Raw genomic sequence first — 25,644 nt, forward strand, 5'->3', positions numbered from 1 at the left:
TCCGGTTCCCGCTCCGGCCTTTCGGCTTTCGCGTTTCCCTTTCCGGCGAGTCCGACTCTACCAGATCCTTTCGGGCCTGATTCCCAGTCAGCGGGGCTTGTCTTCCCGGCTGTTGGGCCGTTCCGACGAGTGAGACATTAGCGGAATCCTGCTCCCTGACCTAATCGGGGGCGCCCTTTCGAACGCGGATTCCTCATTTCGCAAAAGCGCATGAAAACGAGCAGACGACGAGGCATCGAAGATGACACGGCATCGATCGTTTGAATGGCTGTGCGGAATGGTTGCCCGCGGACCGACCAGGGGTCGGCGCTCACGCCGGACAACTCGGAGAACACTACGTACGCGCTCTGGGCGTGTCAACCCTGGTCCACGGTGACCCCCTGGGGCTACCGTAGGAGGCGTGACCACACATGCGCACACCCAACAGTGGTGGGCCGCCTGACGGCGGCCGTACACACGCATGTACTCAACGGCTGCCGACTCGGCGGCCGTTTCGTGTTTCTCCCCTGGAGGACCCGGAGCCCGGTCGTCGGGCCGGCGGTTCTGACCATGAGGTGGAGAGATGACGAGGATCTTCAGCGGGATCAAGCCGACCGGGCACCTGACCCTGGGCAACTACCTGGGCGCCGTGCGCCAGTGGGCAGAAGTTGATCAGCACCGGGCCGAGTCGCTGTTCAGCGTCGTCGACCTGCACGCCCTGACCGTCGACCACGATCCCGGCCGGGTGCGCCGGCTCAGTCGGCAGGCGGCGACGCTCTTGCTCGCGTCGGGGATCGATCCCGAGCGGGCCACGGTGTTCGTACAGAGTCATGTGGATGAGCACGCCAGGCTCTCGTATCTGTTGGAGTGCGTCGCGACGGACGGCGAGATGCGGCGGATGATCCAGTACAAGGAGAAGTCTGCGCTGGAGCGGGCTCGCGGCGGGAGTGTGCGGCTTTCGCTGCTCACCTATCCCGTGCTCATGGCGGCGGACATCCTGGCCTACGGGGCGGACGAGGTGCCGGTCGGGGACGACCAGGTGCAGCACGTGGAGCTCACCCGGGATCTGGCGGTGCGGTTCAACCAGCGGTACGGACACACGTTCGTGGTGCCGCGGGCCACGTATCCCAAGGTGGCGGCCAGGGTCATGGATCTGCAGGACCCGATGTCGAAGATGGGGAAGTCCGGCGGTGCCGGCGCCGGGATCGTCTATCTGCTGGACGAGCCGGACGTCGTGCGGAAGAAGGTCCTGCGGGCCGTGACCGACAGCGGGTCCGAGGTCGAGTACGACCGTGAGGCCAAGCCGGGGATCTCGAATCTGCTGGAGATCCTCGCGGCCTGTGAGGGTGGGAACCCCGAGGGGTTGAGCGGTGTATATGAGTCGTACGGGGCTTTGAAGAAGGACACCGCCGACGCCGTGGTGGAGATGCTGAGGCCCCTGCAGGCGAAGCACAAGGAGCTGGTTGCTGATCCCGCGTATGTGGCGGGGGTGTTGCGGCGGGGAGCCGAGCGGGCCAGGGAGATGTCCAGGCCGACGGTGGACACCGCCTATCGCGCGATCGGCCTGCTGCCTCCGGTGGAGGAGGGGCCGTAGGCGAGGTGACGGGGCCGGTGTCGGGGCGCGGCCAGGGTGGGTGCGGCCGGTGCGCGCCCCGGCACCGGGGGGTCAGCTGTTGTTGCCGGAGGCCAGTTCGCGGCTGCGGTCGCGGGCGGCTTCGAGGGCGGCGATGAGGGCTGCTCGTACGCCGTGGTTCTCGAGTTCGCGGATGGCGTTGATGGTGGTGCCGGCAGGGGAGGTGACGTTCTCGCGGAGCTTGACCGGGTGTTCGCCGCTGTCGCGGAGCATCACGGCGGCGCCGATCGCGGCCTGGACGATGAGGTCGTGGGCCTTGTCGCGGGGCAGGCCGAGCAGGATGCCCGCGTCGGTCATGGCTTCGACCAGGTAGAAGAAGTACGCCGGTCCTGAGCCGGAGAGGGCGGTGCAGGCGTCCTGCTGGGTCTCGGGGACGCGGAGGGTCTTGCCGACGGCGCCGAAGATCTCCTCGGCGTGGGCGAGGTGAGCGGCTGTGGCCTGGCTGCCCGCGGAGATGACGGACATGCCCTCGTCCACGAGGACCGGGGTGTTGGGCATGACGCGGACGACAGGCGTGCCGTCGGCGAGGTGCTCCTCGATGAAGGAGGTGGTGATGCCGGCGGCGGCGCTGATGACCAGGCGATCGGGGGTGATGTGCGGGGCGAGCTCTTCGAGGAGGCGGCCCATGTCCTGCGGCTTGACGGCGAGGATGAGGGTGTCGGCCTGCTTGGCGGCCTCGGCGTTGCTGACAGGGTCGACGCCGTAGCGGGTGCGCAGTTCCGTGGCACGTTCGGAGCGGCGGGTGGTGACCAGGAGGTCGGCTGGGGCCCAGCCGGCCCGGATCATGCCGCTGAGGAGGGCTTCGCCGATCTTGCCGGTGCCGAGGACTGCGACGGGCTGGGGCATGTGAGGTCACCCTCCGGGTGCGGGTCGGCGCTTCGGCCGGGAGCGGGGCAGCGCCTCGGCCAGGTGGGGCCATCCTCGCATTGGTGGGTCAGGCCGTGCGGCGGCGGAGGGTCGCGGCGCCCAGGGCGAGGACGAGTACGGCGCAGCCCGCGACGATGACCGCGTCGCGTACGAAGTCGCCGGTGACGGAGGGGTGGCGCAGGACTTCGTTCATGCCGTCGACGGCGTACGACATGGGGAGGGCGTTGGAGATCGCTTCGAGGACCGGCTGCATTTTGTCGCGTGGGGTGAACAGGCCGCAGAGGAGCAGCTGGGGGAAGATCACGGCCGGCATGAACTGGACGGCCTGGAACTCGGATGCCGCGAAGGCGGAGACGAAGAGGCCGAGTGCCGTGCCGAGCAGGGCGTCGAGGAGCGCGACCAGGAGCAGCAGCCAGGCGGAGCCGGTGACGTCAAGGCCGAGGGCCCAGAGGGCGAGGCCGGTGGCGAGGACGGACTGGATGACGGCGAGGAAGCCGAAGGCGAGGGCGTAGCCCGCGATGAGGTCGCCCTTGGCCAGGGGCATGGCGAGGAGGCGTTCGAGGGTGCCGGAGGTGCGTTCGCGGAGGGTGGCGATGGAGGTCACCAGGAACATCGTGATGAGGGGGAAGATGCCGAGGAGCGAGGCGCCGATGGAGTCGAAGGTCGCCGGGCTGCCGTCGAAGACGTAGCGCAGGAGCAACAGCATCACGCAGGGGACGAGCAGCATCAGGGCGATGGAGCGGGGGTCGTGGCGGAGCTGGCGCAGGACACGGGCCGCGGTGGCGAGGGTGCGGTAGGCGTTCATCGGGGGCTCCCGGTGGGGGCGGTGCTGCCGGTGGGGGTGTCGCCCTGCGCGGCGGCGGCCTCGTCGACCAGGTGGAGGAAGGCCGCTTCGACGGTCGGGGTGGCGGTGCGGGTGCGGAGGGCTTCGGGGGTGTCGTCGCCGAGGAGTTCGCCTTCGCGCATCAGGAGGAGGCGGTGGCAGCGTTCGGCCTCGTCCATGACGTGGGAGGAGACGAGGATCGTGGTGCCTCGGTCGGCGGCGATGGAGTGGAAGAGGTTCCACAGGTCGCGGCGGAGTACGGGGTCGAGGCCGACGGTGGGTTCGTCGAGCACGAGGAGTTCGGGGGCGCCGAGGAGGGCCACGGCCAGGGAGACGCGGCTGCGCTGGCCGCCGGAGAGGTTGCCCGCGAGGGCGTCGACGTGGGTCGTCAGGTCGACGTCGGCGATGGCGCGGGTGACGTGTTCGTGGCGGCGGTGGGCGGCGGGGCCTCGGCCGGGGTCGAGGACGGCGGCGAAGTAGTCCAGGTTCTGGCGGACGGTCAGGTCGTCGTAGACGGATGGGCTCTGGGTGACGTAGCCGATGCGGGAGCGGAGGGCGGGGGCGCCGGCCGGCTGGTCGAGGACCTTCAGGGTGCCGGTGACCTTGGCCTGGGTGCCGACCGTGGCGCGCATGAGGGTGGATTTGCCGCAGCCCGAGGGGCCGAGGAGGCCGGTGATCTGTCCCTTCGGGACGGTGAAGTTCAGGCCGCGGAGGACTGTGCGGGGGCCTCGGACGACGGTCAGGTCGCGCGCCTCGACGGCGGGCGGCTCCTTAATATTCATCATGTGATGATTATGGCGCCCCGGGTGCCGGGAACGTCAAGGGACAAGGGAAGAGCCACGCACTGTGCGTGCGTGGCTCTGGGGGGCGGGCCCGGTTCTTGCCCGGGGTCAGGCCCTCTTCTTCTTGCGGGAGGGGTTGCCCGTGCGGCGGGACGTGCGCTTCGCGTACTGCTGGCGGGCCGCCTCGTACTCCTCGCGGTGGAGTTCTTCGCCGGGGGCCTCGGTGAGGGAGCGGACGAAGTAGGCGAGTAGTACGCCGACGAAGCCGATCGTCAGGAGGCCGCGCATCGAGGACTGGGACGCCGGGTCGTGGCGGCGGGTGAAGCCCTCCCAGGTGCGGCGGAAGGCGATCGCGCTGCAGACCGAGAACATGATGAGGACCAGGAAGTTCACGAACGTCCCCACGTCCGCGATGGCCATGCCCTCGTACGCGAACCGCAGCACGAAGCAGCCGGCCGCCGCCGCGAGCAGCGAGCCCACCGCTACGCCCGCGCGGCGCGCCCCGTAGCCGTTGTCGTGGCCGACCCAGGTCGTGCCGAAGAAGCGGAGGGGCTCGGGCTGCGGGCCGGGGGCCGTCGCGGCCGACGGGGACGGCCCGGCTTTCGCGTCCGCGCGGTCGGGGGTGCTGGAATCTGCGCTCACCCCTCGAGTATCGCCCGGCGTGGCCGCGGCGCGGCGGCGCCGGGCAGGCGCGCCCTATTCGTCCCCCGCCTTGCCCTGCCGTACCACTTGGCGACTAGTTTGTGGTGCGGGACAGATAAACGGGCTCATGCGAGAGCTGCGCAAACTGGTGCACGCGGGACGAGGAGGTCGAGAGAGTGTCGCTCCGCGGAGGTGACCCGGCCGAGATCGGCGGCTACCCGCTTGAGGCGCGCCTCGGCTCGGGCGGCATGGGCACGGTCTATCTGGCGCGTACGGCTTCGGGGCGACCCGTGGCGATCAAGCTGATCCACCAGCAGTTCGCGGGGGACGAGGAGTTCCGCATCCGCTTCCGGCAGGAGGTGGCCGCGGCGCGGCGGGTGAGCGGCGCGTTCACCGCCGCCGTGGTCGACGCCGACCCTGAGGCCGAGTATCCGTGGATGGCGACGGCCTATATAGAGGGGCGCACGCTCGCCCAGGAGATCGCCAAGAAGGGCCCGCTGACCGGCGCGGAGCTGCGCACGCTCGCCATCGGTCTGACGGAGGCGCTGCGGGACATCCACCGCGTGGGTGTCGTGCACCGCGACCTGAAGCCCTCGAACGTCGTGCTCTCGCCCGAGGGGCCACGCGTCATCGACTTCGGCATCTCGCGCGCCGCGGACCAGCAGACGCTGACGATGACGGGGCGGGTCATCGGTACGCCGCCGTTCATGTCTCCGGAGCAGTTGCAGGCACCGCGCGGGGTCGGGCCACGCTCCGACGTCTTCTCGCTGGGCACGTTGCTGGTGTACGCGGCGACGGGGCAGGGGCCGTTCGACGCGGACAGCCCGTACATGACGGCGTATCAAGTGGTGCACGAGGCGCCGGCGTTGGACGCCGTCCCGGCCGCCCTGCGCGCGGTGGTCGAGCCGTGCCTCGCCAAGGACCCCGACGCCCGCCCCTCGGCGGACCAGCTCCTGGAGCGCTTGCGGGACCTGCCGGTCGAGATGGGGGACGCGGCGGGGGTGCGGGCCAGCCGTACGCGGGACATCGATACGCAGCATCACCATCAGCCCTCCTTGGGTGAGGGGACCAAGAGCGCCCCCGGCAGCCCTCGTCCGCGCCGCCGTTGGCGTTCCGTGCTCGCCGCCGCCGTCGCCGTGGCCGCCCTCGGGGGTGGCATCGCGGCACTCCAGCTCGGCTCGTCCGACGAGTCCACCGGCGCGGACGGTGACGGTGGTGGCGACGGCAAGGACGACACCGTCGCGGCCGCCGAGGCTCCCCTGCCCGACGGCTACCGGCCGTGGCGCACGAGTGTGCCCAACGACAAGGGCATCCCGGACGAGGTGCGGTGCGTGCCTCGCGGGGACGCGTTGTTCTGCGGGGGCGGCGGAGTCGTCGCGACCCGGCTGCGGATCTCCGACGGCAAGGAGATCTGGAAGGTGAAGAGCCCCGGTGTGCCCATGCAGGGCATGCACATCGTGGGCGCCACGAACGACACCGTCCTCGGCTACCGCATCCCGCCCGAGGCCGCCTCGTCCGGAAAGCCCGTCCAGCTGGTGGCGTTGGACGCGAGGACCAGCAAGGAACTGTGGTCCCGCCCGATCAGCGGCCAGTCCCAGATCTACACCGGCCGGTCGCAGGACGCGGTTCTCTCCGGTTCGACGGTCCTGTCGGTCGAGCCGGGGCGTACGCGGGTCGAGGCCAGGGACGCGCACAGCGGGCGCATGCTCTGGTCGACGCCGTTCCCCGCGGGCTCGGAGTGCACGCCGGTCCCGGCCGGTCAGCGGATGTACGCGATGTGCGCGCCGTCCGCGCAGGTCGCGAACGTCGAGGTGCGCAATCCCGTTCTCCACACCCTCGGCCTCACCTCGGGGACGTTCGGCAAGGGCATTCCGGTCGAGGGGCCCGTGCACCCGGTGGGCGGTGACGACGGCAGGCTCGTGCTCCTCCACCAGCGGTTGAAGGGTCCCGAGTTCCTCGGGTACGACAAGGTGCTGCGGGTCGAGCCGGGCAGCGGTCGCGTCTCGGCCCGGCCGCTGAAGTCGACGTACAACGCCACGCCCGGCATCGCCGACGGCACGGTCTACTTCGCGGAGCCGACCGGGCGGATCAGCGCGGTGGATCCCGCGACCGGGCGCCAGAAGTGGTCCCGGCAGACGGGTGTGGAAGGGGCGTCCGGGCCGACGGCGAGCGGCGGTGCGCTGTACTTCAGCTCGCCCAGTGGGCGTGTGGTCGCCGTTTCACCGCGGGGCAGGACTCTGTGGAGCACCGATCCGCGTGCCGAGGGCCTTGGCGGTGAGGTGAACGCGAGTCCGCGGGTCGCGGTCTCGGGGCGGGTGATCTTCGTGGCGGCGGCCAAGAACACCGTGTTCTCGTTCGACGCGACGAAGCCGCCGAAGTCCGGGTGAACTTCGGCGGCTCCTGAATCCCGTACGGGTGTGGATCAGCAGCGGGGCGCCACGTAGCCGTCGCTGCCCGTGCGGACGTATGTGTCGGAGACGTAGCGGCCGCTGCCGATGCGGTCCCAGAGCTTCGATGTGCCGGTCGGGCCCGTGACCTTCTCGCCCGGCTTCTGGCAGTGGATCGTCACGCGCGTTCCCGCCGAGAGGCGGCCCACCTTGCCGTACGACGTGCCCGGACCGGAGCGGACGTTGACGTCCGCGACGATCGGGTACGTCGTTGCCGCGGCGGCTTCGATTGCCTCCGCGGATTCCGGTGCCATGACGTTCTCGCTCATGCTTCTCTCCCCCGTGAAAGCGGCGGCTCATGGCCTGTGATGGCCGCCCTTGGCATGTTCGTCACTGGGGGGACGCGTGGGTGGGTTGGGGTGGTTGCGGAGTCGGGGGTTCCTTTCCCCGACCCCGCCCCTTCCCGAAAACTCGCTCGGCGCGAGGGCCCTGTACTGCCTTGTACGTGCCGTCATCACCGGCTCCGCCGAGTTCGTCCTCAAACGCCGGACGGGCTGAAAAATATCCCGCCGGGCGGGCAGGGAAAAGAACCGGGCCGGGCCCACCAACAGAACGCGAGCGCTAGCCCAGCTTCGACACATCGCGCACCGCGCCGCGGTCCGCGCTCGTGGCCATTGCGGCGTAGGCCCGCAGCGCTGCCGAGACCTTGCGTTCGCGGGACTTGGGGGCGTAGACGCCACCGAGGGCCTCCCGGCGGCGGGTCAACTCGGCCTCGTCCACCAGGAGTTCGATGCCGCGGTTCGGGATGTCGATGCGGATGCGGTCGCCGTCCTCGACCAGGGCGATCGTGCCGCCGGACGCCGCCTCGGGCGACGCGTGGCCGATCGAGAGGCCCGACGTGCCGCCGGAGAAGCGGCCGTCCGTGACCAGTGCGCAGGCCTTGCCGAGGCCGCGGCCCTTGAGGAAGGACGTGGGGTAGAGCATTTCCTGCATGCCGGGGCCGCCCTTGGGGCCCTCGTAGCGGATGACGACGACGTCGCCTTCCTTCACCTGCTTCTTGAGGATCTTGTCGACCGCTTCTTCCTGCGATTCGCAGACCACCGCCGGGCCCTCGAACGTCCAGATCGACTCGTCGACGCCCGCCGTCTTCACGACGCAGCCGTCCACGGCGAGGTTGCCCTTGAGGACCGCGAGACCGCCGTCCTTCGAGTACGCGTGCGCCGCGTCCCTGATGCAGCCGCCCGCGGCGTCCGTGTCCAGGGTGTCCCAGCGCTTCGACTGGGAGAAGGCCGTCGCCGAGCGCTCGCAGCCCGGTGCCGCGTACCAGAGGTCGACCGCCTCGTCCGACGGGGAACCGCCGCGCACGTCCCACGTGTCCAGCCAGTCCTTGATGGACGCGGAGTGGACGGAGTGCACGTCCTCGTTCAGGAGGCCCGCGCGGTACAGCTCGCCGAGGATCGCGGGGATGCCGCCGGCGCGGTGCACGTCCTCCATGTAGTACGTGCCGCCGGGGGCGACGTTCGGGGCGACCTTGGCCAGGCAGGGGACGCGGCGCGAGACCTCGTCCATGTCGGCGAGGTCGTAGTCCAGCTCGGCCTCCTGGGCGGCGGCGAGCAGGTGCAGGATCGTGTTCGTGGAGCCGCCCATGGAGATGTCGAGCGCCATGGCGTTGTCGAAGGCGGCGCGGGTGGCGATGTTGCGCGGCAGGACCGAGTCGTCGTCCCCGTCGTAGTACCGCTTGGCGATCTCGACGACCGTCGCGCCCGCCCGCTCGTACAGGGCCTTGCGGCCGGTGTGCGTGGCGAGCATCGAGCCGTTGCCCGGCAGGGAGAGGCCGATGGCCTCGGTCAGGCAGTTCATCGAGTTGGCGGTGAACATGCCGGAACAGCTGCCGCAGGTCGGGCAGGCGTTCTCCTCGATACGGAGGATGTCCGCGTCCGAGATCTTCTCGTTGACCGCGTCGCTCATCGCGTCGACCAGGTCGAGTTTTCGGACCGTGCCGTCGACCAGTGTGGCCTTGCCGGCCTCCATCGGGCCGCCGGAGACGAAGACCGTCGGGATGTTGAGGCGCAGGGCCGCGTTCAGCATGCCGGGGGTGATCTTGTCGCAGTTGGAGATGCAGATCAGCGCGTCAGCGCAGTGCGCCTCCACCATGTACTCCACCGAGTCCGCGATGAGGTCGCGGGAGGGCAGGGAGTAGAGCATGCCGCCGTGGCCCATCGCGATGCCGTCGTCCACCGCGATGGTGTTGAACTCGCGGGGGATGGCGCCCGCCGCCGTGATCGCCTCGGAGACGATGCGGCCGACCGGCTGCAGGTGGGTGTGGCCCGGGACGAACTCGGTGAAGGAGTTGGCGACGGCGATGATCGGCTTACGCCCGATGTCCGCGCCGGGTACACCGGAGGCACGCATAAGGGCGCGTGCGCCCGCCATGTTGCGGCCGTGGGTGACTGTGCGGGACCTGAGCTCGGGCATCGTCGCTCGCTCCTTCAGGATCGGGAGAGACATAAGGATCGACTGTTCTCGAGCGTACGCCGACGCTCCACGATCTGGACAGCCTGTCCGGATAGCGGGACGGCCGTCTCGGTGAGCGGCCGCTGGTGACGCCGTACGAGGCAGGCTCAGGGCCCGGTCAGATGCCCCTGCACCACCGGCGCGATCCGCGCGATGATCGCCTCCGGGTCGGCCGACGCGAGCGGCTCCACCTGGATCACGTAGCGCAGCATCGCCGTGCCCACCAGCTGCGCGGCCGCCAGTTCCGCCCGCAGCTCGGCGTCCGGCTGGTCGATCCTGCTCGCCATCCTGCCGAGCAGCTGCGCCGCGATGAGGCGGCGGAAGACGGCCGCCGCCGTGTCGTTGTTCACCGCCGAACGCACGATCGCGAGGAGCGGGACGCGGGTGGCGGGGTTCTCCCAGACGCCGAAGACGAAGCGGGTCAGGCGCTCGCCGACGCCGTCGAGCGGGCCGTCCTCGATCGCCGAGGGCGCTTCGAGGGCGGGCGCGAAGGCCACCTCGATCGCCGAGGCGAAGACCTGGTCCTTCGTGCCGAAGTAGTGGTGCACCAGGGCCGAGTCCACCCCGGCGGCCTTGGCGATCCCGCGCACGGACGTCTTCTCGTACCCCCGTGCGGAGAACTCGGTGCGGGCCGCCTCCAGGATGCGGTCCCGCATCGCGGGGCCCTCGGCCGACTGCGTACGGGACGGGCGTCCCCTGCGGCGCGGAGCCGCACCGCCGGGCGCCTGAGCGGTCACGAGCGGGGCACCTTCACCGCGGACGCCAGATGCAGCCGCGTATAGGCGAGGGCCTCGGCGAGGTCCGCCTCCCGTTCGGCGCTGGACATCGCGCGCCGGGTGTTGACCTCGATGACGACATGGCCGTCGAAGCCGCTCGTCGCGAGGCGCTCCAGGAGTTCGGCGCACGGCTGGGTGCCGCGGCCCGGCACCAGGTGCTCGTCCTTCGCGGAGCCCTTGCCGTCGGCGAGGTGGACGTGCCCCAGGCGGTCGCCCATGCGGTCGATCATCTGCATCGCGTCCGTGCGGGCGGTCGCGGTGTGGCTGAGGTCGACCGTGAAGTGGCGGTAGTCGTCCTTGGTGACGTCCCAGTCGGGGGCGTAGGCGAGCATTTCGCGGTCGCGGTAGCGCCAGGGGTACATGTTTTCGACGGCGAACCGGACGTCGGTCTCGTCCGCCATCCGCCAGATGCCGTCGACGAAGGCGTTCGCGTACCCCCGCTGCCAGCGGAAGGGCGGATGCACGACGACGGTCGACGCGCCCAGCTTCTCGGCGGCGACCTGCGCGCGCTGGAGCTTCACCCACGGGTCCGTGGACCACACGCGCTGCGTGATCAGGAGACATGGCGCGTGAACGGCGAGGATCGGGATCTGGTGGTAGTCGCTGAGTCTGCGCAGGGCTTCGATGTCCTGGCTGACGGGATCCGTCCAGACCATGACCTCGACGCCGTCGTAGCCGAGGCGCGCGGCGATCTCGAAGGCCGTCGCCGTCGACTCCGGATAGACCGAGGCCGTCGACAGGGCGACCTTCGCATCCGGGATGCGCACCACTGGTTCTGCCACGAGGGACAGCGTACGGGCCACGCCTGGGCACGGGGGAGGTGGTCTCCCCCACACCCGGGTCGTATGTGACGTATGTCCCCAACCGCTGAGTCGTACGTCTACGCGCCGTCGTCGGTGGGAGCCACCTCGGTGGCCGGAAGGTGGTCGAGCCTGCGCAGGATCACGCCCTCGCGCAGTGCCCAGGGGCAGATCTCCAGCGTCTCGACCCCGAAGAGGTCCATGGCGCCCTCGGCGACGAGCGCCCCCGCGAGCAGTTGCCCGGCCCGTCCCTCGGAGACTCCGGGCAGCTCGGAGCGCTCGGCCGTCGTCATCGCCGCCAGCTGCGGGACCCAGTCCTCAAGGGACTTCCGCTTCAGCTCTCGCTGGACGTAGAGGCCGTCGGCGGAGCGTGCGGCGCCCGCGAGCCTGGCCAGCTGCTTGAACGTCTTCGACGTCGCCACGACGTGGTCCGGGGCGCCGAAGCGGCTGAACTCGCCCACCGTGCGCGCGATCTGGGCGCGTGCGTGCCGCCGCAACGCCTTCACGTCGGCCGGGTCCGGCGGGTCCTGGCTGAACCAGGCGGACGTCAGACGGCCGGCGCCGAGCGGCAGGCTGACCGCCGCGTCCGGCTCCTCGTCTATCCCGTACGCGATCTCCAGGGAGCCGCCGCCGATGTCGATGACCAGGAGCTTTCCCGCCGACCAGCCGAACCAGCGGCGGGCCGCGAGGAAGGTGAGGCGGGCTTCCTCGGCGCCGGTGAGGACCTGCAGATCGACGCCGGTCTCCTCCTTGACGCGGGCCAGGACCTGATCGGCGTTGCTGGCCTCGCGTACGGCGGAGGTGGCGAACGGCAGCAGATCCTCCACGCCCTTGTCCTCCGCGGCCTCCATCGCGTCACGGACGGTGCCGACGAGCAGGTCGACGCCTTCGGGGCCGATCGCCCCGGCCTCGTCGAGGAGTTGGGCGAGGCGCAGGTCCGCCTTGTGCGAATACGCGGGCAGGGGGCGCGCGCCGGGGTGGGCGTCCACCACCAGCAGATGCACCGTGTTCGAACCTACGTCGAGGACACCGAGTCTCATATACGGAACGCTACTGCGCGTACGGCGGTCGCTGGTCCTCGGATCGGGTACCGCGCGCATACCCTAGAGACGTGCCAAAGACGAAAAAGGCGAAGACCGACAAAACGAAGACGAAAAAGATGTCGGGGAAGCCGGGGAAGGTGCAGCCGGACGAGAAGGGCCTCGACTTCGCCCGCGCCTGGGTGGAGTTCCCGGATCCCGCGGACGACGAGCAGGTCTTCCGCTGCGATCTGACATGGCTGACCTCTCGGTGGACCTGCATCTTCGGCAGCGGCTGCCAGGGCATCCAGGCGGGCCGGGCGGACGACGGCTGCTGCACGCTGGGCGCGCACTTCTCGGACGAGGACGACGAGAAGCGGGTCGCCGAGTCCGTGGCGCGGCTCACGCCGGACATCTGGCAGCACCACGACATCGGCACGGTGAGCGGCTGGGTGTCGACGGACGACGACGGCGAGCGCCAGACCCGCCCGTACAACGGCTCCTGCATCTTCCAGAACCGCCCCGGTTTCGCCGGGGGCATGGGGTGCTCGCTGCACATCCTGGCGCTGAAGGAGGGCCGCGAGCCGCTGGAGACGAAGCCGGACGTCTGCTGGCAGCTGCCGGTGCGCCGGACGTACGAGTGGATCGACAGGCCCGACGACACGCGCATCCTGCAGGTGTCCATCGGGGAGTACGACCGGCGGGGCTGGGGCCCCGGTGGCCATGACCTGCACTGGTGGTGCACGTCGGCGACGTCGGCGCACGGCGCGGGCGATCCGGTGTACGTCTCCTACCGCCCCGAGCTGATGGAGCTGATGGGCAAGGAGGGCTACGACCGGCTCGCGGAGCTGTGCGAGGAGCGACTCGCGTCGCAGCTGCCGTTGCTTGCACCGCATCCGGCGGATCCTTCGAAGTAGCGGGGTCAGCCCTCGCTCGGGCTCGGGTCGCCACTGTTGCTCGGCGGCGGTGTCGAGTTGCCCGGGTCGGACGGGGTGGGCGTCGGGTCCGGGGAACTCGGGGTCGGGTCCGGGGTCGTCGGCGTGGGGGTCGGGTCCGGGGTCGAGGGCGTCGGTGTCGGCTTCGGCGGGGTCGGCTTCGGGGTCGGTCTGGGGCCGGGATGCGTCGGGCGCCCCGATCCGTTGCCGTACCCCTCGATCGAGATGATCGCCCCCGAGGGCGCGATGGAGACCCGTGCGCTCCAGTGCCCGGCGGGCTCGCGCGCATGGTCGACGTACACCCGGATCGTGAACGTCTCCCCCGGTGCGAGCGTCCCGGAGGACCGGCTCAGGTAGAGCCAGGACGCCCCCGTGCTCGCCGACCAGTGGACCGGCTCGCCCCCTGACGCGGAGAGCGTGATCAAGGTCGTGCCGCCGCTCGGCTGCGCCTGGACGGTGAGGCGGCCCGCTCCGGTCCCGGAACGGGAGGGGGGTGATCCGGCGCTGATGACCTCTACGGAGACGTCCGGTGAGCGGCTGCCGGCGGTGAAGCGGGGATCGGGCGGCATGTGGGCGTTGCCCGCGTTCTCGTAGTCCTCGCGCCGCCGGTCGCCGTTCATTCCGTCGTCCCCGGCCTCGCTCGCGCTGACCGAGCGGCCGTCCTGACCCTCTCCGGTGAGGGGCGCTCCCCGGTACGCGGCCCAGAGCGCGAGCACCGGGGCGGCCACCACCGTGGCGACGACCGTCGTCGTCACGGCACGCGCGCGCATCCGGTCGCGGCGGGCCGCGTGGTCCTTGGGGTCCATCGGGAACCCGTGCCGGTCGAAGCGCGGACCGCCGCCCCGCGCGCGCGGGACGTGCGCCATCGCCACGTGCACGGCGGCCCGGGGGGCCTCGATGACCGGCAGGGCGGCGGGGGACGCGGCAGTGCCGGGCCAGGCCGAGGACCCGGCGCGCTCGGCGGTGCGGCGGCAGCGCGGGCAGTCGTCGACGTGCCGGACGAGCTCGCGGCGCAGGGCCGTGCCCAGCAGGAGTTGGTTGTCACCGGTGAGGCGGGCGACGATCGGGCACGTGCCGGTCTCCACGACGGCGAGCGCGGCCCGGGTGCGCTCCACCTCGCAGGCAGCGGAGGCGAGGAGGTCGCGGGTCTTCACGAGGTCCATGCCGATGACGGCGGCGACTTCCTTGGCGGTGAGCTGGTGGCGTACGGCGAGCTCCAGGGCCTCGCGCTGTTCGGGCGTCGTCCCCGCGGCCTCGGGCCAGGCCAGCTGGGCGAGTTCGCGGCGCCGCTGCCGCTCCGTCTCGTCCGGGAGGGTGTCGGGGCCGTTGGTGGGTCCGTCCGGCTGCGGGGCGCGGGGAGCCGCTCCGGAGGCGTGGGCGCCTCCCTGCCGCTTGCGCTTGGCCTCGGCGAGGGCGCGCAGGCAGACCCAGCGGGCGAGTGCGTACAGCCAGGACCGCAGCTCCGCCTCGGTGGCGGGGCCGCGCGAGCCGCGGCGCTCGGCGATGGCGAGCACGTCGCCCAGGGCGGCGGTCGCGGTGTCGTGATCGCAGAGCACGGACAGGCAGTACGTGAACAGGCCGTCCAGACAGGGCTCATAGCGTGCGGGCGGCGCCTGCGGCACCGAGCGGGGCACAACGCGCTGGCGCGCGTCACGATGCGCCCGGTGTGCGCCGGTTGCTTGGGTGGTGGTTTCCGGCCTGCTGCTCATCACCCGTGCGAAGTTAGGCGGATGATGCCGGGCCTCTCCTCCCACTTGAGCACATTTAATCCTTACGGGTGAACAGATCCCTCAAAAGGGGACAGGAACCCATGATTCCGTGACCCGCGCACGCGCCCGAAACGGTTCGCCTCTCGCACAGTCGGCCGCCGTCGGTGAATGTCAGTGGGGCCCGCTACGGTTCGGTTCATGGCCACCCGTACGAAGTCCGGCAAAGACCGGCCGTCCTATCGCTGCACCGAGTGCGGCTGGCAGACGGCCAAGTGGCTCGGCCGCTGCCCCGAGTGCCAGGCCTGGGGGACGGTCGAGGAGTACGGCGCGCCCGCGGTCCGCACCACCGCCCCCGGCCGCGTCACCTCCACCGCCCTGCCCATCGGCGAGGTCGACGGCCGCCGGGCCACCGCACGCTCCACCGGCGTCCCCGAGTTCGACCGCGTCCTGGGCGGCGGCCTGGTGCCCGGCGCCGTGGTCCTGCTCGCGGGCGAGCCCGGCGTCGGCAAGTCGACGCTGCTCCTGGACGTCGCGGCGAAGTCGGCGAGCGACGAGCACCGCACGTTGTACGTGACGGGTGAGGAGTCCGCCAGCCAGGTCCGGCTGCGCGCCGACCGCATCAAGGCGATCGACGACCACCTCTATCTCGCGGCGGAGACCGATCTGGCCGCCGTCCTCGGCCACTTGGACGCGGTGAAGCCCTCGCTCCTCATCCTCGACTCGGTCCAGACGATCGCGTCCCCGGAGATCGACGGAGCGCCGGGCGGCATGGCCCAGGTCCGCGAGGTGGCGGGCGCGCTGATCCGCGCCTCCAAGGAGCGCGGCATGTCCACGCTCCTGGTCGGCCACGTCACCAAGGACGGCGCCATCGCGGGACCGCGCCTCCTGGAACACCTCGTGGACGTCGTCCTGTCCTTCGAGGGCGACCGCCACGCGCGCCTGCGCCTGGTCCGAGGCGTCAAGAACCGGTACGGCACGACGGACGAGGTCGGCTGCTTCGAACTGCACGACGAGGGCATCACCGGCCTCGCCGACCCCAGCGGTCTCTTCCTCACCCGCCGCACGGAGCCCGTCCCCGGCACCTGTCTGACGGTCACGCTCGAAGGCCGCCGCCCCCTGGTGGCCGAGGTCCAGGCGCTCACCGTCGAATCGCAGATCCCCTCGCCCCGGCGCACCACGTCCGGCCTCGAGACCTCCCGCGTCTCGATGATGCTGGCCGTCCTCGAACAGCGGGGCCGCATCACCGCACTCGGCAAGCGCGACATCTACAGCGCGACGGTCGGCGGCGTGAAGCTCTCCGAGCCCGCCGCGGACCTCGCGGTCGCCCTCGCCCTGGCCAGTGCGGCGAGCGACACCCCGCTGCCGAAAAATCTCGTCGCGATCGGCGAAGTGGGCCTGGCGGGCGAGGTCAGACGGGTCACGGGAGTCCAGCGCAGACTCGCCGAAGCGCACCGTCTGGGCTTCACGCACGCCCTTGTCCCGGCCGACCCGGGCAAGATCCCGGCCGGTATGAAGGTCACCGAAGTCGCCGACATGGGGGACGCGCTGCGAGTCCTTCCGAGGTCGCGTCGCAGAGAGGCCCCACGGGAGGCCGAAGAGCGCCGGTAGACTTTGCCCTGGTCTCGCCCATCCGTACGAAGCGGTCGTACGGACCGGGGCTTGGACAACCCGCGACCCGAGGAGTGCAGTGGCAGCCAACGACCGGGCGTCAGCTCCCGGCAAGCCCGGTGGGAGTTCCGGCGCCGACGGGCTGATGCGCGCCTCCCTGAGCGCGGTCGCGCCCGGCACGGGCCTGCGCGACGGCCTTGAGCGCATCCTCCGCGGCAACACCGGAGGGCTCATCGTCCTCGGCTGGGACAAAACCGTCGAATCGATGTGTACGGGCGGATTCATCCTGGACGTCGAGTTCACGGCGACGCGGCTGCGCGAGCTGTGCAAGCTCGACGGTGGCATCGTCGTCGACAAGGACATCACCAAGATCCTGCGGGCGGGCGTGCAGCTCGTCCCCGACCCGACGATCCCCACGGAGGAGACGGGCACCCGGCACCGCACCGCGGACCGCGTGTCCAAGCAGGTGGGTTTCCCCATCGTCTCCGTCTCCCAGTCGATGCGCCTCATCGCGCTCTACGTGGACGGGCAGCGCAAGGTCCTGGAGGACTCGGCGGCGATCCTGTCCCGCGCGAACCAGGCCCTCGCGACCCTGGAGCGGTACAAGCTGCGCCTCGACGAGGTGGCGGGCACCCTGTCCGCCCTGGAGATCGAGGACTTGGTGACGGTGCGGGATGTCACCGCCGTCGCCCAGCGCCTGGAGATGGTGCGCCGCATCGCCACGGAGATCGCCGAGTACGTGGTGGAGCTTGGCACCGACGGTCGTCTCCTCGCCCTCCAGCTGGACGAGTTGATCGCGGGCGTCGAGCCCGAGCGCGAGCTGGTCGTCCGGGACTACGTCCCCGAGCCGACCGCCAAGCGCTCCCGCACGGTCGAGGAGGCGCTCTTCGAACTGGACGCGCTCTCGCACGCCGAGCTGCTCGAACTGCCCACCGTGGCGCGGGCGTTGGGTTACACCGGCTCCCCCGAGGCGCTGGACTCCGCGGTCTCCCCGCGGGGATTCCGGCTGCTGGCCAAGGTGCCGCGGCTGCCCGGCGCGATCATCGACCGGCTTGTCGAGCACTTCGGGGGGCTGCAGAAGCTTCTCGCCGCGAGCGTCGATGACCTGCAGACCGTGGACGGTGTGGGAGAAGCGCGGGCCCGGAGTGTGCGCGAGGGGCTCTCGCGGCTTGCCGAGTCGTCGATTCTGGAGCGGTACGTCTAGCGGGTGCTGCTGAGTGGGTGGGATTTTTGCCCGCCCACCCACCCGTTACTCAGCGGTCAGCTGTCCTCAAGCACGAACGACGTCTTCACCGAACCGAGGCCCGGGGACTTGGCCTCCACCAGATACGTGCCGGGAGACGCACTGCCCGCCGAAGGCGTCGCGCAGTTCGGCTCGCTCCCCCGGCGGTCCCACTCCACGGTGTGCGTGACGCGCCCGTCGCCCGGCACCCGCAGCAGGAGGCTCCCGCCGCCCGCGGGGCAGTCCGCCGAGGACCAGATCTCCTTGTCGCCGTCGGCCTGAGTGATCGTCAGCACCGTCTTCTTGGCGCCGAGATCCACCTTGCAGGCTTTGCCCGCGCTGTTCTGGGCGACGAGTTCGAACTTCGGCTTCTCGCCGACCTCGTACCGGTTGTGGACGCTCTTCAGCTTCAACTTCACGTCGCCGCTGACGCAGTTGGGCAGGCTCGACCCGGCAGGCAGTTGTCCGCCCGCACCGCCGCCGCCCTTGGCGCCGTCGTCCGATCCGCTGCCGTCACCGCCGCCGGAGTCGCCCCCGTCGCCCGAGCCGTTGGACCCCTCGGAGTCACCTGAGCCACCGGAGCCGCCCGAGCCGGAGTCGCCCCCGTCGCCCGACTCGTCGCGCCCGCCCGGGTTTTGACTGATGGCGGGCCCGGAACTGGAAGGTCCTGGCGTGATGGATGTGGCGGGCCCGGAGCCCGACGGGCCGTCGGCGCCGTCGTTCTTGCCCCCACCGCCCATGGTGAGTACCCACACGGCAAGGAGCGCCAGCAGTCCGATCAAGGACAGCAGAACGGCCCTCCGACGCCAGTAGATGGTGGAGGGAAGCGGCCCGACCGGATTGCGCAGAGATCCCACGGCCCAAACCTTACGAGAGATCCGGGCCTTGTCCTGCCCCACCCGCCGCCCAGAGCCACAAACTTTGCGGATCATCATCACGGAACGATCAACTCCGCTTCCGCACCCCTGTCTTTCGTCAGGGGGCGTGACCGGTCGATCGCCGGGTGTGACGATTGGGCCCCACTACGTACCGTCCGTAATCATGGACACCATGACCGACGATCTCTATCGCGATGTCACCGACTTCGCCAACGACACCCCTACCTGGTTCCAGCATCTCGCCGAGGTGTGGACGGAACTCGGACTGCTGCTTTTCGGTGCGCTCTTCATCGTCGCCTGGTGGCGGGCGCGGCGCTCTGACCCCCGCGCCCTCGCGATAGCTGTCCTCGCGCCCCTCGTCACGGCGGTGGCCTACGTCTGCAGCGAGGCGCTCAAGTCCGCGGTGGACGAGGAGCGTCCGTGCCGGGCCGTCGCCGGCGCGGTCACCTCGATCGTCGAGTGCCCCGCGTACGGCGACTGGTCCTTTCCCAGCAACCACTCGACGATCGCCGGTGCCGCCGCCGTGGGCCTGGCGCTCGCCTGGCAGCGGATCGCGGCGCTGACGCTGCCGATGGCCGTCCTCATGGCGGCCTCGCGGGTCTTCGTGGGCGTGCACTATCCGCATGACGTGGCAGTGGGCCTGCTCCTCGGCGCCGTGCTCGCCCTCGTCCTCGTACGTCTGACGACTCGTCCCGTGGGGCGGGTCGTCGAGGCGATGCGCGGTTCGTCGACGGGAGTCGTCAGGTGGTTCGCGGGGCCGGGGGCCCCGGTGCCGGCATCCCAGGCGGGCCCGCATGCCGGGTCGCACCGGCGGCCCGCTTCTCACCGCCGCTGAGGTTGGCGAGAGGGCGTCAGAGGCGCACAAGTCCCGCCTCGTAGGCCACGATCGCCGCCTGGACGCGGTTCTTGACCCCGAGCCGGTCGAGGACCGCGCTCACGTACGCCTTGACCGTGCCCTCCACCAGGTGGAGCCGAGCGGCGATCTCCGGGTTGGACAGGCCCTCGCCGACGAGCCCGAGCACTTCACGCTCGCGCGGGGTGAGGGCCGCGGTCCTCGCGCGGGCGTCCGCGCCGCGACCCATGCGCTGGGCGCCGTAGCCGTCGATGACGTGGCGGGCCACCTTGGGCGAGAGGAAGGCGGCGCCGCCGGCCACCGCGCGTACTCCCGCGATGAGTTCGTGCGGGTCGCCGGACTTCAGCAGGAAGCCGGTGGCTCCCCCGCTCAGCGCTCGCGCGACGTACGCGTCCTCCGAGAAGGTCGTCAGCATCGCGACCGCGGTGCCGGGCATCGTCCGTACGATCTCCTCGCCCGCGGCCAGGCCGTCGAGCCCCGGCATACGGATGTCGAGCAGCACGACGTCGGGCCGGTGGGCCTGGGTCAGAACGATGGCCTCTCTCCCGTCGCCCGCCTCCGCGACGACCTCGATGTCCTCGCCCGCGCCGAGGATCGCGCGGACGCCGGCGCGGATCATCGCCTCGTCATCGGCCAGCAGTACGCGGATCACCGCGTCCCCTCTCTCTCGTACCGGGCCCCTGCTGTGGGGATCACGCTTTTCTCCACGAGGGTCCCGTCCTTGAAGCAGACCCTGAAGTGCCGGACGGTGACGAAGAGTTCACCGCTGGCGCGGTAGTAGCGGCAGTCGGCTCCTTCGGGGGGCGGGGACGGGGCGCGCTCCGCGGGCGGGTCGGATGCGGCCAGGTCAGGGAGCAGTCGTTCGGCGTCGGCCTGGGCCTGGCCGACCGACAGGCGTGCGAAGTCGGCCGGTTGCAGGACGGCGTGCGACCGCGAGTACGCGTACCAGGCGAAGGCGCCGCCGACCAGCAGGACTCCGGTGGCCAGGGCGGCACCGAAGGCGAGGAGGGTGCGGTGGCGGGCGTAGGCGAGTCGTCCTGGACCGGTGGGGTGCGGGGGGCGCGGTGCTTCGGTCCGGGGCTCGACGCGGGCTTCGACTCGGAAGCCGTCGCCGTGCGGGCCCGCGTCGAAGGTGCCGCCGAGGTCTTCGACCCTGGCCCGCAGATGGGCGAGGCCGGAGCCCGCGCCGGGTCCGGAACCCGGGCGCCGGGGAACGCCGTTGGTGACGACGACCGCCGTTTCGCGCACTTCTACGGTGACGGGGGCGCCGGGGGCGTGTCTGGCGGCGTTGGTGAGGGCTTCTTGGACGACGCGGTAGAAGGTGCGCGCGGCGGCTTCTGCAGTTTTCGCGGATTCTGTGGCTTCTGTGGCTTCTGTGGCTTCTGCGGGTTTAGGCCTTCTCATGTCCGTACGCTCCCCTTCCCCGCCGTCCTGCGTGTACCGGACCGGCAGCCCCGAGTCGGCGGCCCGTTCGACGAGGGCGCGCACGCTTTCGCCCGCCGGGCCGAGGGGTGCGGCCTCGTCTCCCTCCTCCCTCAGCAGCCCGATGATCTCGTGCAGCCGGTCGGTGGCGTCCGAAGCGGCCACGCGAAGGTCGGCGGCGGCGGTGCGGTGCCGTTCCGGCAGGTCGGCGGCCACCTGGAGGGCGCCTGCCCGCACCGCGATGAGGCTCAGCTCGTGGCCGAGGGAGTCGTGCATGTCCTGGGCGATGCGGGCGCGTTCCCGCAGTCGGGCCCGGTCGGCGACGATGCGCTGCTCGCGCTCCAGTTGGGCGGCGCGGGTCCAGCCCGCGGCGGAGAGTTCGCGGGCCTGGCGGAGGTAGCGCCCGGCGAGCCAGGGGAAGACGGCCCCGAAGAGCAGGGTTCCCATGAGGACGAGCCACTCCACGACGGGGTCCACGCCGCGTACGAGGATCTTGGCCGTGCCGATGAGGGCGGTGGCCCCGAAGGCGATTGCCGCGGGGCGGAGTTGGGTGGACCGGCGGCCCATCAGCAGTGCGAAGACGGCCAGGGCGGGGCCGTACGAGACGGTGAACAGGGAAGGTGCCGTGGCGAGGCCGAGTGTTGCGGCGGCGGCGAAGGCTGTGGCCGGGCGGTGGTGGCGGGTGGCCACGGCCAGGGTGAGCGCGGTGGCTCCGGCTGCCTGCAGCCATGCCGGGTGCGGCTCGCTCAGCCCCAGCGGAGCTGCGCTCACCGCGGGTATCGCCAGGGCCGCCCAGAGGAGGGCTCCGCGCCCCCGATCACTTTTCACCCCCCGAAGCTACGTCCCCCTCCCCGGCATCCACCCCTGCCGATCGTCAGGTCCTCCCCGGGCCGCTGCACTCCCCCACCCGCGTTCCTGGAACCCCGCATCCCTCCTGAACGAACAAGCCTTTCCCGCCCACCCGCCCGATCACCCGGCAGCCACCCCTGCACGAACGAACCTTTCCCACCCACCCACCCGATCGCCCCGCGGTGCCAAAGGGGGGTGGGCAAGGGGGGTGGGTGGGAAGCGCGTACAGACATGGGGGTCCGCGCGCGGGTGGGTTAGGCCCGTCAGCCTGGAGGGCGGGGTCGGCAAGCACCGGCGGGCCAGGCTCCATGGGGCCAGCCTGGGGGTGAGTGGGAGCGGCAAACGCCGGTGGGCCGGGCTCGGGGGGGGGGCCAGTCTGGGAGGGGCGGGGGGCTGGCTAGCAGCGGTGGGCCCGGCCGACGGCCAGCCTGGGGGTGGGTGAGAGCGGCAAGCGCCAGTGGGCCGGGCCCGGGGGGCCAGCCTGAGAGGGCAGGGCGGCAAGCACCGGCGGGCCAGGCTCCAGGGGGCCAGCCTGGGTCGGGCCGGGGGCAAGCACGGGCGGGCCGGGCCCCGGGGGGCCAGCCTGGGAGGGCGGGAGGCGGCAAGCACCGGCGGGCCGAGCCGGGGGCCAGCCTGGGGTGGGCGGGGGAGGGCTGGCCAGCACCGGTGGCTTGGGCCCGGGGGCCAGTCTGGGCGGGTGGCTGGCGGCCGTGGAGGGGGTGGGAGGCGTCGGTAGGGGTGGGGAGGAGATGTTGGCGGGGCCAGGAGGGAGGTGGCGGCGGGTGGAGGGGAGCTGTCGGCTTGGGTGGGGGGGGACCGGTGCGTGGGATGGAACGGCCCCGCCTGGCCCGCCCCCCGGTGGGTCCGTGGCAGGATCGTCTTGCCATGACTGCGCCCACGAAGCCCATGCCGCCCATGCCCATGTCAGACAGCCCCGAGCCCGTCGGCGAGGCCCTGCACGGTCCCGTCATCGCCTGGTTCGACGCCAACGCCCGTGATCTGCCGTGGCGTCGGTCCGACGCCGGGCCCTGGGGCGTGATGGTCAGTGAGTTCATGCTGCAGCAGACGCCGGTCAACCGCGTCCTGCCCGTGTACGAGCAGTGGATCGCCCGCTGGCCCCGCCCCGCCGACCTCGCCAAGGAAGCCCCGGGTGAGGCCGTCCGCGCCTGGGGACGCCTCGGCTACCCCCGCCGGGCGCTCCGCCTGCACGGCGCCGCCGTCGCCATAACGGAACGGCACGGCGGCGACGTACCGGCCAAGCACGCGCAGCTCCTCGCGCTGCCCGGCATCGGCGAGTACACCGCCGCCGCCGTGGCGTCGTTCGCGTACGGACAGCGGCACGCCGTGCTCGACACGAACGTCCGTCGGGTCTTCGCTCGGGCCGTGACCGGCGTCCAGTACCCGCCGAACGCCACCACCGCCGCCGAGCGCAAGCTGGCCCGCGCCCTCCTCCCCGAGGAGGAGCGCACGGCATCCCGCTGGGCCGCCGCCTCCATGGAGCTCGGCGCCCTCGTCTGCACCGCCAAGAACGAGAGCTGTGGACGGTGCCCCATCGCCGCGCAGTGTGCGTGGCAGGCGGCAGGCAAGCCGGCGCATCAGGGGCCGACCCGCCGGGGTCAGACGTACGCGGGCACGGACCGCCAGGTCCGCGGCAAGCTGCTCGCGGTGCTCCGCGAGGCCGTCACCCCCGTACCGCAGGCGGCCCTCGACCGCGTGTGGGACGAGCCCGTGCAGCGGGCCCGCGCCCTGGACGGACTCGTCTCCGACGGCCTCGTCGAGCCGCTCCCCGAAGGGCTCTACCGACTCCCTCTGACCTAGCTTTACGCCGCGCCTACTTCTGTTACACAACCGACGGAAGGCCGTGCGCCCCCCGGCGGCTGCTCCGCACAGCCTCGTGACAACGCCTCCGTAGCTTCATAGCCGTACCGCACAAGCAGCGGTGGTCGGTGAACGGAGGCGGTTGGGTATGGCGCACGGCGAGGTGCTCGAGTTCGAAGAGTACGTCCGCACTCGGCAGGACGCCCTGCTGCGCAGTGCCCGGCGCCTGGTCCCCGACCCCGTCGACGCCCAGGACCTGCTGCAGACCGCGCTCGTGCGGACGTACGGCCGCTGGGACGGCATAGCCGACAAGCGGCTCGCGGACGCCTACCTGCGCCGCGTCATGATCAACACGCGTACGGAGTGGTGGCGGGCCCGCAAACTCGAAGAGGTCCCCACCGAGCAGATGCCCGACGCCCGCGTGGAGGACTCCACCGAACAGCACGCGGACCGTGCCCTCCTGATGGACATCATGAAGGTGCTCGCCCCCAAGCAGCGCAGCGTCGTCGTGCTGCGACACTGGGAGCAGATGTCCACGGAGGAGACGGCCGCGGCACTCGGCATGTCCGCGGGAACGGTAAAGAGCACCCTGCACCGCGCGCTCGCCCGGCTCCGCCAGGAGCTGGAGAGCCGGGACCGCCAGAGCCGGGACCGCGAGGAGCCCGCCACCGGCGCGCTCGAACGTGAGGAGCGGGAGCGTTGCGCGGCCTAAGCACCCGGGCTGGCAGGACGATCAAGGCGATCAGGGCGGGGAGCGCGGCGGCGGTCGCACTCGCCGCCATCGGCCTTTTCCTCACCGCCTGCTCGACCGGCGGCTCCGGCGCCCGCGACGAGGGTCCCGGCAACCGCGGCGAGACGGTGATGACCCCCTCGCCGTCCCCGACGCCGTCGACGACGTCCGCTCCGTCGCCGCCCTCCAGCCTGGAGGCGGTGGAGCTCGTCAAGGACGACCCGAAGGTGAGCCGGACGGTCAAGCGCGACCTGAAGCCGTGCGTCGGTGACGACTACCCCGTCGACGTCTCGTACGGCAACCTGACCGGAGGAGCCGGCTCCGATGTCGTGGTGAACATCATGACCTGCAGCGATGCCGTCGGAACCAGCAGTTACGTGTATCGCGCCGAAGGCAAGAAGTACGAGAATGTCTTCCAGGACGAGGAGCCGCCCGTCTACGCGGAGATCGACCGGGGCGACCTGGTGGTGACCAAGCAGGTGTACGAGAAGGGTGACCCGGTGTCGTATCCGTCCGGCGAGGAAGTCATCACGTACCGCTGGTCCACGAACCACTTCACCGAGACGGACCGCACCCGCAGTCACTACAGCAGCGCGGCGGGCGGCGACACACCCGCTCCGTCGGAGAACTGAGAGAACTGAGAGCCCCCGATGGCAGAGCACACGCATGTCCTGTTCGTGGAGGACGACGACGTCATCCGCGAGGCGACGCAGCTCGCGCTCGAACGGGACGGCTTCGTCGTCACCGCGATGCCCGACGGCCTGAAGGGCCTTGAGGCCTTCCGCGCCGACCGCCCGGACATCGCGCTGCTCGACGTGATGGTGCCGGGCCTCGACGGCGTCTCGCTGTGCCGCCGCATCCGCGACGAGTCGACGGTCCCGGTGATCATGCTCTCGGCGCGTGCCGACTCCATCGACGTCGTGCTCGGCCTGGAGGCGGGCGCCGACGACTACGTGACCAAGCCCTTCGACGGCGCCGTCCTGGTCGCCAGGATCCGCGCCGTGCTTCGCCGCTTCGGGCACGCGAGCGGCCCCGACTCGGGGGCGCCCGTCGGCGGCGAGGGCGGTTCGCCGGACGGCGGCGTACTGCACTTCGGCGATCTGGAGATCGACACGGAGGGCATGGAGGTCCGCAAGGACGGCGCCCCGGTGGCGCTGACGCCGACCGAGATGCGCCTGCTCCTCGAATTCTCGTCCGCGCCCGGCACGGTCCTCTCCCGCGACAAGCTCCTGGAGCGCGTGTGGGACTACGGCTGGGGCGGCGACACCCGCGTCGTCGACGTCCATGTGCAGCGGCTGCGCACCAAGGTGGGCCAGGACCGGATCGAGACGGTCCGCGGCTTCGGCTACAAACTCAAGGCGTGAGCCGACCGCATGGCTGACGGCAGGGCTGAAGTTA

Annotated in this window: 23 protein-coding genes; 10 read left to right on the forward strand and 13 right to left on the reverse strand. The window is 71.3% G+C overall.

The genetic code is table 11. From position 1 onward, the window contains the following. Positions 1 to 562: 562 nt before the first annotated feature. A complete protein-coding gene (gene trpS, locus ACZ5U5_RS30680; protein WP_469028075.1) occupies positions 563 to 1,573 on the forward strand; it encodes a tryptophan--tRNA ligase in 1,011 nt (336 codons plus the stop codon). Positions 1,574 to 1,645: 72 nt separating this feature from the next. Here the strand turns inward: trpS and proC are convergent, their stop codons facing one another. From proC to ACZ5U5_RS30700, 4 genes are all read right to left on the reverse strand, one after another. Further along, on the reverse strand, positions 1,646 to 2,458 hold the full coding sequence (gene proC, locus ACZ5U5_RS30685; protein WP_363210657.1) for a pyrroline-5-carboxylate reductase: 813 nt from the start codon (positions 2,456 to 2,458) through the stop codon (positions 1,646 to 1,648). Positions 2,459 to 2,546: 88 nt separating this feature from the next. Then, positions 2,547 to 3,284 carry an ABC transporter permease gene (locus ACZ5U5_RS30690; protein ID WP_469028077.1) on the reverse strand — a complete coding sequence of 246 codons (738 nt, stop codon included), beginning with the start codon at positions 3,282 to 3,284 and terminating at the stop codon, positions 2,547 to 2,549. Next, a complete protein-coding gene (locus ACZ5U5_RS30695) occupies positions 3,281 to 4,087 on the reverse strand; it encodes an ABC transporter ATP-binding protein (RefSeq protein ID WP_469028080.1) in 807 nt (268 codons plus the stop codon). Before ACZ5U5_RS30695 ends, ACZ5U5_RS30690 begins: the two co-directional genes overlap by 4 nt. Positions 4,088 to 4,192: 105 nt before the next feature. Further along, positions 4,193 to 4,726 (reverse strand): EamA/RhaT family transporter, encoded by a 534-nt coding sequence (locus tag ACZ5U5_RS30700; RefSeq protein WP_469028082.1) that lies wholly within the window; start codon positions 4,724 to 4,726, stop codon positions 4,193 to 4,195. Positions 4,727 to 4,902: 176 nt separating this feature from the next. Between ACZ5U5_RS30700 and ACZ5U5_RS30705 the strand changes: the two genes are divergently transcribed. Further along, a complete protein-coding gene (locus ACZ5U5_RS30705; protein ID WP_469028084.1) occupies positions 4,903 to 7,113 on the forward strand; it encodes a protein kinase domain-containing protein in 2,211 nt (736 codons plus the stop codon). Between the two features lie 35 nt (positions 7,114 to 7,148). Here ACZ5U5_RS30705 and ACZ5U5_RS30710 read toward each other — a convergent pair whose 3' ends face one another. The 5 genes from ACZ5U5_RS30710 to ACZ5U5_RS30730 form a co-directional block, all read right to left on the reverse strand. Next, complete coding sequence (locus ACZ5U5_RS30710; protein WP_469028087.1) at positions 7,149 to 7,442, reverse strand: SH3 domain-containing protein; 294 nt, start codon at positions 7,440 to 7,442, stop codon at positions 7,149 to 7,151. A gap of 292 nt (positions 7,443 to 7,734) precedes the next feature. After that, positions 7,735 to 9,588: a dihydroxy-acid dehydratase gene (gene ilvD / locus ACZ5U5_RS30715; protein ID WP_469028089.1), complete on the reverse strand. Its 1,854-nt coding sequence runs from the start codon at positions 9,586 to 9,588 to the stop codon at positions 7,735 to 7,737. Positions 9,589 to 9,734: 146 nt separating this feature from the next. Beyond that, positions 9,735 to 10,364: a TetR/AcrR family transcriptional regulator gene (locus ACZ5U5_RS30720; RefSeq protein ID WP_469028092.1), complete on the reverse strand. Its 630-nt coding sequence runs from the start codon at positions 10,362 to 10,364 to the stop codon at positions 9,735 to 9,737. Further along, positions 10,361 to 11,185, reverse strand: a complete 825-nt coding sequence (locus ACZ5U5_RS30725) for a sugar phosphate isomerase/epimerase family protein (RefSeq protein WP_469028094.1) — start codon at positions 11,183 to 11,185, stop codon at positions 10,361 to 10,363. Before ACZ5U5_RS30725 ends, ACZ5U5_RS30720 begins: the two co-directional genes overlap by 4 nt. A 98-nt stretch (positions 11,186 to 11,283) precedes the next feature. Beyond that, positions 11,284 to 12,243, reverse strand: a complete 960-nt coding sequence (locus ACZ5U5_RS30730) for a Ppx/GppA family phosphatase (RefSeq protein ID WP_469028097.1) — start codon at positions 12,241 to 12,243, stop codon at positions 11,284 to 11,286. Positions 12,244 to 12,314: 71 nt separating this feature from the next. Between ACZ5U5_RS30730 and ACZ5U5_RS30735 the strand changes: the two genes are divergently transcribed. Beyond that, the gene (locus tag ACZ5U5_RS30735; RefSeq protein WP_469028100.1) at positions 12,315 to 13,139 is read left to right on the forward strand and encodes a DUF3109 family protein; all 825 of its coding nucleotides are present in this window, start codon (positions 12,315 to 12,317) and stop codon (positions 13,137 to 13,139) included. Positions 13,140 to 13,144: 5 nt separating this feature from the next. Here the strand turns inward: ACZ5U5_RS30735 and ACZ5U5_RS30740 are convergent, their stop codons facing one another. After that, entirely contained in the window at positions 13,145 to 14,869 is a 1,725-nt protein-coding gene (locus ACZ5U5_RS30740; RefSeq protein WP_469028103.1) for a BACON domain-containing protein, read from the reverse strand. Between the two features lie 195 nt (positions 14,870 to 15,064). On the opposite strand from ACZ5U5_RS30740, the gene radA reads away from it, so the two are divergent. Continuing rightward, a complete protein-coding gene (gene radA, locus ACZ5U5_RS30745) occupies positions 15,065 to 16,474 on the forward strand; it encodes a DNA repair protein RadA (protein ID WP_469028105.1) in 1,410 nt (469 codons plus the stop codon). Positions 16,475 to 16,553: 79 nt separating this feature from the next. Continuing rightward, positions 16,554 to 17,678, forward strand: a complete 1,125-nt coding sequence (disA, locus tag ACZ5U5_RS30750; RefSeq protein ID WP_363210644.1) for a DNA integrity scanning diadenylate cyclase DisA — start codon at positions 16,554 to 16,556, stop codon at positions 17,676 to 17,678. Between the two features lie 56 nt (positions 17,679 to 17,734). On the opposite strand, the gene ACZ5U5_RS30755 is transcribed toward disA, so the two are convergent. Continuing rightward, positions 17,735 to 18,553 carry a hypothetical protein gene (locus ACZ5U5_RS30755; protein ID WP_469028109.1) on the reverse strand — a complete coding sequence of 273 codons (819 nt, stop codon included), beginning with the start codon at positions 18,551 to 18,553 and terminating at the stop codon, positions 17,735 to 17,737. A gap of 184 nt (positions 18,554 to 18,737) precedes the next feature. On the opposite strand from ACZ5U5_RS30755, the gene ACZ5U5_RS30760 reads away from it, so the two are divergent. Then, entirely contained in the window at positions 18,738 to 19,409 is a 672-nt protein-coding gene (locus tag ACZ5U5_RS30760) for a phosphatase PAP2 family protein (RefSeq protein WP_469028112.1), read from the forward strand. Positions 19,410 to 19,425: 16 nt separating this feature from the next. Here ACZ5U5_RS30760 and ACZ5U5_RS30765 read toward each other — a convergent pair whose 3' ends face one another. Together ACZ5U5_RS30765 and ACZ5U5_RS30770 are read right to left on the reverse strand one after the other, a co-directional pair. Further along, on the reverse strand, positions 19,426 to 20,079 hold the full coding sequence (locus ACZ5U5_RS30765) for a response regulator transcription factor (protein WP_469028114.1): 654 nt from the start codon (positions 20,077 to 20,079) through the stop codon (positions 19,426 to 19,428). Beyond that, complete coding sequence (locus ACZ5U5_RS30770) at positions 20,076 to 21,620, reverse strand: sensor histidine kinase (RefSeq protein WP_469028117.1); 1,545 nt, start codon at positions 21,618 to 21,620, stop codon at positions 20,076 to 20,078. The genes ACZ5U5_RS30765 and ACZ5U5_RS30770 overlap by 4 nt, the downstream gene beginning before the upstream one ends. A gap of 963 nt (positions 21,621 to 22,583) precedes the next feature. On the opposite strand from ACZ5U5_RS30770, the gene ACZ5U5_RS30775 reads away from it, so the two are divergent. The 4 genes from ACZ5U5_RS30775 to cseB all read left to right on the forward strand — a co-directional run bounded on the left by ACZ5U5_RS30775 (position 22,584) and on the right by cseB (position 25,610). Continuing rightward, entirely contained in the window at positions 22,584 to 23,516 is a 933-nt protein-coding gene (locus ACZ5U5_RS30775; protein ID WP_469028119.1) for an HhH-GPD family protein, read from the forward strand. Positions 23,517 to 23,664: 148 nt separating this feature from the next. Next, positions 23,665 to 24,228 carry a SigE family RNA polymerase sigma factor gene (locus tag ACZ5U5_RS30780; protein ID WP_469028122.1) on the forward strand — a complete coding sequence of 188 codons (564 nt, stop codon included), beginning with the start codon at positions 23,665 to 23,667 and terminating at the stop codon, positions 24,226 to 24,228. Beyond that, positions 24,216 to 24,878, forward strand: a complete 663-nt coding sequence (locus ACZ5U5_RS30785) for a hypothetical protein (protein WP_469028124.1) — start codon at positions 24,216 to 24,218, stop codon at positions 24,876 to 24,878. The genes ACZ5U5_RS30780 and ACZ5U5_RS30785 overlap by 13 nt, the downstream gene beginning before the upstream one ends. An 18-nt stretch (positions 24,879 to 24,896) precedes the next feature. Then, complete coding sequence (gene cseB, locus ACZ5U5_RS30790; protein ID WP_453444723.1) at positions 24,897 to 25,610, forward strand: two-component system response regulator CseB; 714 nt, start codon at positions 24,897 to 24,899, stop codon at positions 25,608 to 25,610. The last annotated feature ends 34 nt before the right edge of the window (positions 25,611 to 25,644 follow it).

The sequence above is a fragment of the Streptomyces sp. NPDC033177 genome, assembly GCF_055577715.1.